8 protein-coding genes are annotated in these 12698 nt (G+C 72.2%); 3 read left to right on the forward strand and 5 right to left on the reverse strand.

The window, feature by feature from the left end; all coding sequences use genetic code 11:
* Positions 1–128 precede the first annotated feature (128 nt).
* A complete protein-coding gene (locus A6P39_RS42795; RefSeq protein WP_275884346.1) occupies positions 129–875 on the forward strand; it encodes a TetR/AcrR family transcriptional regulator in 747 nt (248 codons plus the stop codon).
* Between the two features lie 278 nt (positions 876–1153).
* Here the strand turns inward: A6P39_RS42795 and A6P39_RS42800 are convergent, their stop codons facing one another.
* The gene (locus A6P39_RS42800; RefSeq protein WP_275884347.1) at positions 1154–2299 is read right to left on the reverse strand and encodes a ricin-type beta-trefoil lectin domain protein; all 1146 of its coding nucleotides are present in this window, start codon (positions 2297–2299) and stop codon (positions 1154–1156) included.
* A gap of 283 nt (positions 2300–2582) precedes the next feature.
* Positions 2583–3962 carry a D-alanyl-D-alanine carboxypeptidase/D-alanyl-D-alanine endopeptidase gene (dacB, locus tag A6P39_RS42805; protein WP_443053117.1) on the reverse strand — a complete coding sequence of 460 codons (1380 nt, stop codon included), beginning with the start codon at positions 3960–3962 and terminating at the stop codon, positions 2583–2585.
* 185 nt (positions 3963–4147) lie between these two features.
* On the opposite strand from dacB, the gene A6P39_RS42810 reads away from it, so the two are divergent.
* Positions 4148–4711: a hypothetical protein gene (locus tag A6P39_RS42810; RefSeq protein ID WP_275884349.1), complete on the forward strand. Its 564-nt coding sequence runs from the start codon at positions 4148–4150 to the stop codon at positions 4709–4711.
* A gap of 186 nt (positions 4712–4897) precedes the next feature.
* Positions 4898–6139, forward strand: a complete 1242-nt coding sequence (locus tag A6P39_RS42815; protein ID WP_275884350.1) for a cytochrome P450 family protein — start codon at positions 4898–4900, stop codon at positions 6137–6139.
* A gap of 77 nt (positions 6140–6216) precedes the next feature.
* Here A6P39_RS42815 and A6P39_RS42820 read toward each other — a convergent pair whose 3' ends face one another.
* From A6P39_RS42820 to A6P39_RS42830, 3 genes are all read right to left on the reverse strand, one after another.
* Positions 6217–7185 (reverse strand): ricin-type beta-trefoil lectin domain protein, encoded by a 969-nt coding sequence (locus A6P39_RS42820; RefSeq protein ID WP_275884351.1) that lies wholly within the window; start codon positions 7183–7185, stop codon positions 6217–6219.
* Between the two features lie 488 nt (positions 7186–7673).
* Positions 7674–11009, reverse strand: coding sequence for a right-handed parallel beta-helix repeat-containing protein (locus tag A6P39_RS42825; protein WP_275884352.1), 3336 nt, complete (start codon positions 11007–11009; stop codon positions 7674–7676).
* A 109-nt stretch (positions 11010–11118) separates the two neighbouring features.
* The gene (locus tag A6P39_RS42830; protein WP_275884353.1) at positions 11119–12645 is read right to left on the reverse strand and encodes a hypothetical protein; all 1527 of its coding nucleotides are present in this window, start codon (positions 12643–12645) and stop codon (positions 11119–11121) included.
* Positions 12646–12698 lie beyond the last annotated feature (53 nt).

Below are 12698 nucleotides of genomic sequence, written 5' to 3' on the forward strand. Positions count from 1 at the left end.
TCCCCCAGGCGTTGAACTCACTGTGTGCCGAAGGTCCATGACCCAAGGATCCAAGGGTGAATCGCTGATTCGGAATGGGAGATGTCGATGGTTAAATCAATGATTCGTAAGACTGATATCGTCGATTCGTGATTACGGAGACGGCATCGAAACAGACTGGTCCCGCCCTGCGGCAGAAGATCGTCCTGGCCGCCGCGGACCTACTGGAGGAGGCGGGCCTGGAAGCCGTGTCGACCCGCGCTGTCGCCGCCCGCGCCGGCGTGCCGACGCCGTCGATCTTCCGGATCTTCGGAGACAAGGACGGACTGCTCGAAGAGGTCGCAGAGCACGGCTTCAGGCGCTACCTTGAGGCGAAGGCCGGACTGCTCACCGGCGACGACCCGGTCCAGGTGCTGCGGGACGCCTGGGACCTGCACATCCGCTTCGGCCTCGAACACCCCGCGTACTACGCGCTCGTCTACGGCCAGGTGCGCCCCGGCCGCGTGCCGCATGCCGGCCTGCGGGCCGCCGCGGGCCTGCGGGACATGATCACCCGGGTCGCCGCCGCCGGACGGCTGCGGATGAGCGTCGAACGCGCCACCGAGGTCATGCACTCCGCCGGGGTGGGCACGATCCTCACCCTGATCGGTCTTCCGGAGGACGTGCGCGACCTGCGGACCGCCGACGCCGTCCGCGAGATGGTGATCAACACCCTCGCGCTGCCGCCCGGGGGCGACGACGGGGCCCCCGCCCCCGCCTCCGGCGTCGCCGGCAGCGCCATGGCCCTGCTGGCCGCCCTCGGCCAGGACGGCACCGCGGCCCTCAGCGTCGGCGAGCGGACCCTGCTCCTCGAGTGGCTCAACCGGCTGGCCGACGCGCCGGGCGGGGGCGACTGACGACCGCGCGGTCGAAGTCCCGCCCGACGCCGGCCGTGCGCCCCTCCCAGGCTGACCCGCATCAGCGCGACCTCCGGCACCCCCGTCACCGGATTCCCGAGGGAAGCGTCAGCGTGGCGGACCTGCCCCCGGGCAAGTAAATCGCCTTCGACTACCGCGCGGGGACGTCGTCCACGATATTCACCCTGCAGTCCGACCTTTGGTGCGGGCACCCCGACTGAACCGCGGCTCCGGCGGGCCGCTCGACGGCCCGCCGGAGCCCTGCGTCCCGGGCGATCTCAGTCCTCGGACCACTTCTGGTTGTCGTTACCGGAGCAGGACCACAGCTGGATCCTGGTGCCGTTCGCCGTCTGGTCGTCCCGTACGTCCGCGCACTTGTTGGCGGGACCGCTGACCAGGTCATGACGGTAGTTCAGGTCGAACCGCTGCGCCGGGCTCCCGTCGCAGGACGCCATTTCGAGGTCCGTGCCGTCGTCGGTCGAGCCACCCGCGAGCTGTACACACATACCGAGCGCGCGCATGGTTCCGTCGGAGAACGTCCAGTGCTGCGAGGCGGATTGCGAGCAGTCCCAGATCATCAGCCCCGCGCCCGGTACGGCCTTTCCGCCCACGATGTCGATGCAACGCTGCGACGCGTGGCTGGACACGTTCACACCCGGCGCCGCCACCGCCGGAGCGTTTGTGCCGTCCTTGGCCGCCGCCTTTGCCGAGGGGGCCGCGTGCCCGCCGGCGGACGCGGAGGCCTTGCCCGGCGCACCGGTCGTGGCCGAGCCGGACGGGAACTTGCCCGACCCGGCGGGCTTCTTGCCGGGCGCGGTGCCGCCCGCGCTCGCCGAAGGCGCCGCCGGCCCGCCGAGCCCGTCGACGACATCGCTGCCGTGGCCGTCGGAGCCGACGGCCACCGACGACGCGTCGCGCCTGCCGCCCTCATGACCACCGGTCAGGCCGAGGGCCAGCAGGACCCCGACCACCGCCAGCAGCCCCACGACGCCCACGACACCCAGGGCGCCGCGGGATCCCGCGCGCCCGACCTTGCCCTTGGGAGGCGGGCCGGCTGGGTCGAGCGGTACGACGATGTCCGCGGCCGGGGTTGTGCGGGCTTCACCGTGACGTGCGAAGCTCTCGTCGAACCGGTCTCCGACCGAGCCGTCCACCGGGGTGTCGGCCGTGGAGGAGGGTGCGGCGGGGCCGCGTCCGGTGTTCGCTCGCGACCCGAGCGAGGAGAACCGGGTGAACCGGGGCGGGGAGGCCCCGCTTTCGGCCTTGTCGGGCGCCCGTTCGTCGCTCTTCGGCGCGGTCGGCTCGGCGTCGTCGGCCGCCTCGCCGTTGCGTGCGGGCGGAGAACCGGAACCGACACGTTTGGCGCTGCCCGGGACCCTTTTGGGGAGATCTCCCGCCGAACGGGGAGTGTGTGGAGGCTTCATGTGTTCCTTTCGAGCGGAGCGCGGGGCACGGACGGCTGCGTTGCGGGGGTCTGCGGCCGGTCTCCTGAACGGTCCGGCCCTGCCACACATGTAGCGGATTCGCCGTTGTTTCGGCTCACTTCTACGGCGTGTGACACATGACTCATACCGGCCCGCGCGCAAGGACTCAAACCGGCTCATCGGACGACGCCGCCGACGGCCGCGGGCGGACGGCGCCGCGAACACGTGCGCCGTCCCACCTCGTGGTCGGACGGCGCCTCGGTGCCCGTTGCTCGTTACCTGGCTAGGCCCAGCAGCCGTTCACTGTGGCTGCCAGGCCGTCCATCGCGTCCTTGACGTCGTTCGGGGCGGCCGTCGAGCCGTTCTCGACGAAGGAGAAGACCCGCCACTCGCCGTCGTCCGTCCGGGTCAGGCCGCTCAGGGCGGCGGCTCCGGTGAGGGTGCCGGTCTTCGCCTGCACCTTGCCGACGGCGCACCGGGAGTTGGGGTCGTCGAAGCGGCCGTACGCCGGACCGAGGGTGCTGCCCGCTTCGCCGGCCACGGGCAGGCCGTCCAGGATGGCGCCCAGGGTGTGCGCGTGCCGGGGCTCCGTGAGCAGTTCGAGGATCTGCGCGAGGGTGGCCGCCGGGATGCGGTCGGTCATGGACAGACCGCTGCCGTCGTGGAGCACGAAGTTGTCGAGGGAGATGCCGTAGCGGTGGCTGAGCACGTGGCGTACGACGTCGGTGCCGCCCTCGAAGGTGGCGGGGCGTCCCGCGTGCAGGGCGGTCATCCGCAGCAGGGTCTCGGCGATGTTGTTGTCGCTGTGCTTGAGCATCTGCTTGACGATGTCCGCCAGCGGCGCCGACCGGTGACGGGCGACCGGCACGTCCGTGCGGCTCGCCGTGCCGTGCGTGACGTCGCCGTCGACGGTGATGCCGTCCTTGGCGAGCAGCTTGGCGAAGACCTGCCCGGCGTCGATGGAGGTGTCCTGGACACCGTGTCCGTCGACGACGAGCGCGCGGACGGGAGCGACGGTGTCCGGGTAGTAGCCCGCGTTCCAGCCGTCGGCCAGGGTCGGTTCGGGGAAGAGGCTGTCGTCCACGGCGACCTTCACCGTGCTCAGACCCGCCTTCCTCAGCCCGGCGACCGCGCTCTGCGCCATCTCGGTGAGATCCGCGCTGCTGAGGGTGCGGTCGCCGCCGCCGACGAGGGTCAGGGTGCCGTTGCCGTAGACCACCTTGGTGGTGAACCGGTGCTGGGGGCCCAGCACGGTCAGGGCGGCGGTCGACGTGGCGAGCTTGGCGTTGGAAGCCGGCATGAGCGCGGTGGAGCCGTCGTGGCTCCACACGGTGGCGTCGGAGTTTGCGTCGAGGACCACGCCGCTCACGTCGGAGCCCAGCCGCTGGTCGAGCACGCGGGCGTCCAGGTTCGCGGCCATGTGCCGGTCGCCGGGGTCGGTCAGGTCCAGGCGGCTGGACGCGCCGTCGCGGGCCGTCGCCGTGGTGCCGTTGTCGGCGGCGAAGGCCGAGGTTCCGGCCAGCGTGGCGGAGACGACGGGAACCGCCATCGCGAGCACGACGCCGCGCCGGACACCCCCGCCGCTCTCTTTCGTCCTGCGATGCCGGCGTCGGCCACCCGGCGTGAAGCTGCTCATCTGGTCTTCCTCTTGGATGTGACTCATGGGATCCAAAGTCCGAGTGCGAATACGTGTGAATGGGGACGGCGCGCACCCTACCGAGTCGTCCCTCCCACCCCGGGCCTCTGTCGTCTCTGTACATGAGTTCTTCACACCCGACGCGGTGTTCCGGGTGTGTCCGGACCCCATAAGGTGTCTCGCAGGTGTGAACGGGAAGAAGGGTACCGCCGATGAGATCCGCACGCCGGGAGCCGGCACTGTGGCCCGCGGCATGCACTTGGGCCGTGCTGGTGCTGGCCGTCGTGGCCTGCTGGCTCCACGGCCGGGGCAGCGGGTCGGCGAGCGGCGCCGGCCGCGTGGCCGCGGGCCGGATGGCCACCGACCACGTGGCCGCGGGCCGGATGGCCACCGACCACGTGGCCGCGGGCCGGATGGCCACCGACCACGTGGCCGCGGGCCGCGTGTGCCGCTCCGAGCTGCCGCGGGGCATGGAGTTGTCCTGCGGCACGTACGGCTTCGGCGACCTGCGCTATGCCTGCCCCGCCAAGACCCACGACGGCGTGCGATGCGTGCGGACGTCGCAGGTGACGGTGCGCAACTCCGGCCGTTCCCGCGTGTACGTGACGTACATAGCGGGCCCCCGGCCGGGGGTGCTCGACGAGGGTCCGCGCCGGACGCTCGGACCGGGCCGCGCGGCAACTCTCCGGCCCGGCGGGGGACGGCTGTTGTTCGACATCACGCTGCGCGGCGCGGCGAACGGACCGAGCAGCCTGGAGGTGGTCCGGGTCCGGTGACGCCCCCCGGGGCCGGCTGCGACACGGCGGCTTCGTAGAAGGGCGGGGACCGGTGCGAACGTCGCACACGTGAACCTTCGCGGGGGCGGCCCGCGTGTTTCTGAGGACGGCCGCCGTGGAGCGCGCGGTTCGCCGTCGGCACGGGCGGCTCCGGAGAGATCTCCGCGTACAGGGCGAGGACACACGATGGACACGTACCAGCAGGCCCGGCCGGACGGTGAACCGGACGAACTGGTGATCATGGGCCCCGAGTTCAAGGCGGACGCCCACCGGCAGTACGCGCGGCTGCGTGCGAAAGGACCTGTCCACCGGGCGCAGTTCTTCCCCGGCATCACGGGCTGGGTGGTCGTCGACTACGACCTCGCCCGCGAGGCGCTGACCCATCCGGCGCTGCTCAAGGACCCCGAGCCGGCCACCGAGATGCTGGAGGCGGCGGGCTTCCTGGGCCACAAGCGCGGCACCGGGTTCGGCGGCCAGATGCTGGAGGCGGACCCGCCCGAGCACACCCGGCTGCGCCGTCTGGTGTCGGGCGTCTTCTCCCCGAAACGCACCGCCGGGATGGAACCGCGCATCAGCCAGATCGCCCACCGGCTCATCGACGCCATGCCGCCCTCCGGTGAACTGGACCTCGTGGAAGCCTTCACCGCGCCGCTGCCGGTCACGGTGATCGCCGAACTGCTCGGCATCCCGGAGGCCGACCGCCACGACTTCCGCCGCTGGACGGCACTCGCCTTCCAGGTGGGCCACCCCGAGTACGCCACGGCCGTGGCGAGCCTGCACGGGTTCCTGCGCCAGCAGGCCGACGACAAGCGCCGCGCTCCCGGCGACGACCTGCTGTCCGCCCTCGTCGCCGCCCGGGACGAGGACGACGGCCGCCTCTCCCGGGACGAACTGGCGGGCACCGCGGCCCTGCTCGTCATCGCCGGCCACGAGACCACCGTCAACCTCCTCGGCAACGCCGTACTGGCCCTGCTCCGGCACCCCGACCAGCTGCGGCTGCTGCGGGAGAACCCCGGGCTCCTGCCCGACGCGATCGAGGAGTTCCTGCGCTACGACACGTCCGTCGAGCGCACCACGAACCGCTACGCCGCCGAGGATCTGGAGCTGGGCGGGGTGCGGATCCCGCGCGGCGGCATCGTCGCCGTGGCCCTCGCCTCCGCGAGCCGCGACGCGCCCCTGCCCGACGGCGGCGACCCGGACACCCTCGACATCACCCGGCCCGCCGCCCGGCACCTCTCCTTCGGCCACGGCATCCACCACTGCCTGGGTGCCCCGCTGGCCCGCCTGGAGGCCCGCGTCGCCCTGCACACCCTGCTCACCCGCGTCCCGCACCTGGAACTGGCGGTCCCCGCCGAGACCCTCGATTGGTTCCCGGCGGGGATGGTGCGCGGCGTGCTGTCCCTGCCGGTGCGGTACCGCACGCGGTGACCGGGCGTGAAGAAAGGCTCCCGCGTCCTGTCGGACACGGGAGCCTTTGGTGAACCACAGGGGCAGGGCCGTGGGCTCTACTCCTTCGACCACTTCTGGTTGTCGGTGCCGGCGCACGACCACAGCTGCAGGCCGGTGCCGTTGGCGGTGTTCTGGTCCCGCACGTCCACGCACTTGTAGTCCAGCGAACTGGTCAAGTCCTGGTGCGAGTTGAGGCGGAACTGCTGGGCCTGGCCCCCGTTGCAGTTCGCGAGCTGGATCGTCGTCCCGTTGTCGGTCGACGCGCCCGCCACATCCATGCACAGGCCGAAGGCACGCACCGTACCGTCGGAAGCGAAGGTCCACGTCTGCGCGGCCGAACCGTCACAGTCGTAGATCTCCAGTGGTGTGCCGTCCGTGCCCTGGCCGCCGGGGACCGTGATGCAGCGGTGCGAGGCGTGGCTGAACAGGGCCACGCCGGAAACCGCGGTCGTCTGTGTGCCGCCCGCGCTTCCGCCACCGCCCGAGGTTCCCGTGCTTGCGGAGCCGGTGTGCCCGCTCGTCCCCGGGGCAGGGGCGGTCTGGGGGGACGCCGAGCCCGTCGTATGCGTGCCGGAGCCCGCCGCCGTGTGCGGTTTGGTGGCGGCGGCGGCCTGCTGCGCCGTATGAGCGGGAGAGTCGCCGCCTCCCGCCGTCGCGGGTGCCGGGGTGTGGCCGGGCGTGCCAGGGGCGGCGTGACTGCCCGAGGGCAGCGGCAGTGCGCCAGGGACGCCCGCGCGGGAACCGTCGCGCAGGTCCTGGCCGAGCAGCGACGCCGCGGGCCCGGGTTCCCGCGCCGCGTGGGCGGCGCCTCCTCCTCGGGTTCCCAGAGCCACCACCACGCCGGTCACGAGGACGACCCCGGTGACGGCCGCCAACGTCAGAAGAGTCCGGGGAGCCGCCCTGCGGGACGCCCTGCTCTTCATCGCACCCGCGGCCGACGTCGCGGCGACCGTGTCCACGGCGGTGTCATGGTCTGTTCCGGTCGCGGTGCCGAGCCCCGTGTCGGAACGGACGCCTGCCCGCACCGGCTCCGTGTCCGCGCGGGACGTGTCCGGTTTCCGCGGCGCCGGCTGCGGCGCGGCGCGGGACAGACGGGTCAGCCACGAGGTGACGGCGGCCCTGTCGGCTTCCGTCTTCGTGGTCCCGGCCGAGACTGTCGTAGGACTGCCGGGCGATGTCGGCTTCGCACCCTCGGACGTGGCCGTCTTACGTGTGGGCCGCGTTGGAGTGGCGCCCTTGGCCGAAGCCGTCTCGGGCGCGCTTTGCGTGATGGGTTTTCCCACGGGGACGTTCGCGGGCGCGGCCCGGGCGGGTTTGCGTGGTTCGGGTGAGTTCACAGGCTTCCTTTCCAGGACGCTCAGACGTCGTGTGTGAGGCGCCGTACGTGCCCGGTCACGGCCACATGTGCGTGGACGCCCCCTGGATACACGAGATCGCGGCGTGTCAGGTTCGGAGGGGTCTGGATGTGGCCGGTGCCTCACCTGCTGAGCCGCGCGGCGCAGGTGACAAGGTGTCACACCGGGGCCTTGCCGGCCGCGGTCGCGGGCAGGTCCTCGGGGAGGAGGGTGGTGAGGGCCTCGAGGTCGGGGGCCGCGATGGTGCCGAGCCGCCCGGCGTGCCGGGTCATCATTCCCTCGACCAGTTGCCTGGCCAGCCGGGCGTTGCCGAAGGAGCGGTTGCGCGGGAGGCCGTCCAGGTGGGCCCGGAGGGTGTCGACCGTCTGCGGCAGGCACACGTAGCCGGCCGTCCTGGTCTGCTCTTCGATGATCGCCAGCAGTTCGTCGGTCGAGTAGTCCTCGAAGGCCACCCGGCGTGAGAACCGGGACGCGAGACCGGGATTGGACTCCAGGAACCGTTCCATCTCGGCCGGGTATCCCGCGACGATCACCACCACCTCGTCGCGGTGGTCCTCCATGAGTTTCAGCAGGGTGTCCACCGCCTCGCGGCCGAAGTCCTGCGGCGAGTTCTCCGGCGTGAGGGTGTAGGCCTCGTCGATGAACAGCACGCCGCCCAGGGCCTGTTCGAACTTCTCGGTGGTGAGCTGTGCGGTGTGCCCGATGTACCGGCCCACCAGGTCCGCCCGCGCGACCTCGACGAGCTGACCGCGGGGCAGCACCCCGAACGAGCGCAGCAGGTCGGCGTAGAGCCGTGCCACGGTGGTCTTGCCGGTGCCGGGCGGTCCGGAGAACACCAGGTGGTGGCTGATCGACGGGGTCGGCAGCCCCATCGCGGCCCGCTGCCGGTACGCGCTGAGCAGGTCCACGATGCCGCCGACCTCGCGCTTGACCGCCGCGAGCCCGGTCATGGCCCTGAGCTGGGCGAGCGCGCCCGAGTCGCCGGGGGTCCTCACCTCGTCGCCGCGCACCTCCTCCGCCTCGTCGGCCCCGACGTCCTCCGGGACCATGAGCATCAGATCCGCCTCGCTGGCCTCCAACTGGGTGGCGAGGCGCAGCGACTGGCGGTCGATCATCTCCTCGAAGACCTGCCGTGCGGCGCGTCCGTTGCCGAAGGTGGCGTCGCGTCGCATCCGTGAGAAACGCAGTTCCAGTGCCTTGCGGGTCAGGGGGTCGAGGACGTAGCGGTGGGCGGAGCACATGTTCTCGGTGATCGTGACCAGTTCGTCCACCGAATAGTTCTCGAACTGGATGGTGCGGGTGAAGCGGGAGGCCATGCCGGGGTTGGCCGCCAGGAAGTCCTCCATCTCCTTGGCATACCCGGCGACGATCACCACGGTGTCGTCACGGTGGTCCTCGACGAGTTTGACCAGGGTGTCGATGGCCTCCTGTCCGAAGTCCGCGCCGGAGCCCTTGCTGTCCGAGAGCAGCGTGTAGGCCTCGTCGATGAACAGCACGCCGCCCAGGGCCCGTTCGAACACCTCGGCGGTCTTGATCGCGGTGCCGCCGATCACCTGCGCCACCAGGTCGGCACGCGACACCTCGACGATGTGGCCGGAGGACAGCATCCCGAGCGAGGCGAGGATGCCGCCGTAGAGCCGTGCCACGGTGGTCTTGCCGGTGCCGGGCGGCCCGGCGAAGACGAGGTGACGGCTCATCGGCGGTGCGGGAATGCCGAGCCGGGCCCGTCGCTGGGCGAGCTTGCCCAGGCTGACGAGCATGCTGACCTGCTCCTTGACGTTCGCCAGGCCGACCAGCGCGTTCAGCTCGCCGATCAGTCCGCCCTCTTGCGCCCGGCCCTCGTCGGCGGCGCCCGCCGCGGCGCCGTCGGCCGGGGCCTCGCCCGCCGCGGGCGGCTCGGTACCGGAGTCGGGTGCCTTGTTGCCCGAACTGGTCAGTCCCGAGAGGGTGAGCCAATGGCCGGGTCGGGAGTTCTTGATGCCCGCTCCGCGGTTGGAGCGCACCGTGCAGTCGGTCACCTCCGTCGGTTCCTCGGTTTCGATACGTATGCCGTCACCGACGTTTCCGCTGAATTCGCAGGACTTGAGGCTCGCTCGCCCGCCCGCGCCGATCAGCGCGCCGTGGCCGCCGGACCCCAGGACGCGGGAGCGCACCAGCGTCAGGAAGCCCTTCTGCTCCACCGACGCTCCGGACGCCGATGAGCCGGAGATCTCGCAGTCGCGCAGTGTGCCGAGTCCTTCGGCGCCCACGGAGACACCGGACTGCCCCGAACCGCGCAGCGCGGAGTTCCCGACGTGTGGATCGCCCTCCCGCTCGATGCGCAGCGCGTGGCCGGTGCAGTCGCCGATCTCACAGTCCTCGAAACGCCCGCGTCCGCGGTCGGCGACCTGGATTCCGTTCCCGCGGGCTTCGGTGATCCGCGCTCGGCGCACCAGCGGATCGGCACCCGAGAGGACCGACACTCCGACGCCGCCCGCCCTCAGCACGTCGAGGTGGTCGAACTCGGCGGCGCACTCCTCGGTCAGCAGGACACCGATGTCCGTGCTGTCGGTGATCCGTGCCCCGGTGAGCGACGGGGTGCTGGACTTCGCGATGTGGACGGCGGGCTGCTCGGCCTCGTGGAAGACGCAGTTGGTGTAGTGGCCGCGGGAACGGCCGGTGACGTACAAGCCGCTGCCCCGGGTACCGGAGGTCTCGCAGTACGACAGCTGCGGGTCGGAGCGGTCCGCGACCACGAAGCCGTGTCCGCCGGAGCCGTGCACCTGGACATGGGTCAGCTCGGTGCGGGAGGAACTCGCCAGGTACACGCCCACCGCGCAGTCGCGGACGGTGGTGCGCACCACTTTCAGCGCAGTACCGCCTTCCAGGGCGATGCCCGGCTTGTCCGTGGCGGAGATCTCGCAGTCCTCCAGCACACCGCGGGACTGACCGTTGGCCAGCACGCCGTTGCCGCGCGCGTCGCGCATACGGCAGTTGCGCAGGGTCGCCCGGCCGTCCTCGCTGATGACGACCGCGGAGGTGCCGAGGTTCTCGATCACGCAGTCCTCGATGACGCTCCCGGTCGTGCCCGCCTCCACCACGCCGGCCCCCACCGGATTGCTGATCCGGCACGAACGCATGGCCAGGGAGCCGCTGCCGCGGCTGAGCAGCGCGGTCCATCCCGTGCCGAGGACCTCGCATCCGTCCAGGGCGACCTGGCCGCGCACCGCGTCGATCACCGGGAGTTCGCCCTCGCCGCCGCGCAGCAGCAGGTCGGTGAGCATCACCGCGTCCGCGGCCAGCGTGACGGCCGCGCCGGTGAGCGGGGCGATCTCGACGCTGCCGCGCGGACCGTCGGCGACGATGGTGACGCGGTTCTGCACGACCAGCGTCTCCTGGTACCGGCCCGGGCGGACACTCACGATGGTGCCGGGGCGGGCATCGCCCAGTGCGGCGCCGATCGTCGGGTAGTCGCTCCCGCCCTCCCGACCGACTGTGATCAACTGGCGTGCCACGAAGGCTCCTTCCCCAGAATCTGCTGCGGCCGGCCGCGGGCCGGCCGCCTCGGCACTTCGCCGCCTCGGACGAACTGCGCGCTGTGCATGTCGATGTGTCCCGGCGTACTCAGTGCTGGGTTCCGGCCGCCCAGAGAAGGCGGTCGTCGGCGGTCAGGACCGTCACGTTGCCGTCGTTCTGGATGACGAGTTTCGCTCCGTCGTGTCCGCCGGTGCCGGAACTCCACAGCGGCCGCTGCGACGCGGAGCGGACCACGAGGTCACCGTCCGCCCCGAAGACGGCCGAGTTGCCCTCGCCCGTGGTGGGGGAGGACCAGCGGACCACGCCGTTCTCGTCCGAGATGACGAGATCGCCGCCGGCGCGCATGGTGACACGCATCCGGTTGGAGGCCACCGAATCACCGGTGTGCAGCACGTAGGGGCCGGTGACGACCTTGGTGCTCCACTTGGGATCGGGCGTCTGGGCGGCGGGTCGGGAGGGGGTGGCTGCGGCCCGGTTCCGGGGCGGGGTCGACGGCGCCGTGGCCGCGGCCCGGTTCTCGGTGGGTGCGGTGGAGGTGGCTACGGCCCGGTCCTCGGCCGGTTCGGAGGGCGTCGCTGCCGCCCGGTCATGCACCGGTTCGGACGAGGTGGCCTGCGCGGTGCCGGTCGAGGGGTGCGCCGGGGAGGATGGGTCGACCGGCTTGAGCGGCTCGGCGGAGGCCCTGGCCGACGTGGTGGCGTGGGCGAGAGTGGTGGTCCTGGCCGTGACCGGGGCCGTTGCGGCGGCGGCCTTGACGGATGCCGCTGTGGTACGCGCCGTGGTACGGGCGGTGCTCGAGGTGGCCGTCCTGGCCGTAGCGGCCGCGGCCCGGACGGGTGCCTTGGCCGGGCCGCTCGCCGGTGTCGTGTGGGTGCCGGCCGGGCTCCCGGCGGTCTCGACCGCGCTCGCCGGGGTGGGACGAACCGGTGCTTGGTCGGACTGTCCGGCGCGCGTGGACGGGGTGCTGTCCGACGGCGCCGCCGTGTCCGCGTGGGCCTGCGTCTGATGGGCGGGGCCGTCCGCCGCGGAACGGTCCGCAGCCGGGTGGGTCTCGGGCAGCACTCCGGGCACGGAGGAGGGTGCGGCCGGGCCGTCCCCGGGGTCCGCCGCATCGCCGAAGGGGAAGCCGTCACCCGATGAGGAGCCGTCGCTGCTTCCGGAGACCGGGTTCTGGATCGGCATCTGGCGCGGGAACCCGTCCGGGTGCCGGTCGTTGCCGGTTCCCGGCTGTGCGGCGACCGGGTCCGGCCTGTCCTGGCCCTCGAGGTTCGTCGAGTGGTTCTTGGCGTTCGAGGACAGGAAGGGCGTTGCGGTGATCACCGCGCCCGCGACCGCCGCCGCCACCAGGAACGGTCGGTGCGGGATGCGACCCGCACGTGTTCCCGTGCGCTGCGGGCCCGGCCGGTCGCTTGCGGGGACCGCGGACGCGGCGGACGTCGCGGACTCCGCGTCGTCGTGTGCCGCACCCCGCGGACGCCAGTCGGTCCGGTCGCCGGCAGGTTCGGGTTCGGGCACAGCCGGGGCGGCGGCCAGCGCGCGTACTGTCTCCTGGTCGGTGGCCGCCGCCAGGGGATCCGCGGGGGCGAACGTGCCCACGGCCTCTCCGTCGGGCATTGGCAGTGCCGTGGAACGGCGTATCCGGGGTGCTGCTCCGGCGGGGCGGGCGG

Origin of the sequence: Streptomyces sp. FXJ1.172 (assembly GCF_001636945.3) — a bacterium.
GTDB lineage: Bacteria > Actinomycetota > Actinomycetes > Streptomycetales > Streptomycetaceae > Streptomyces.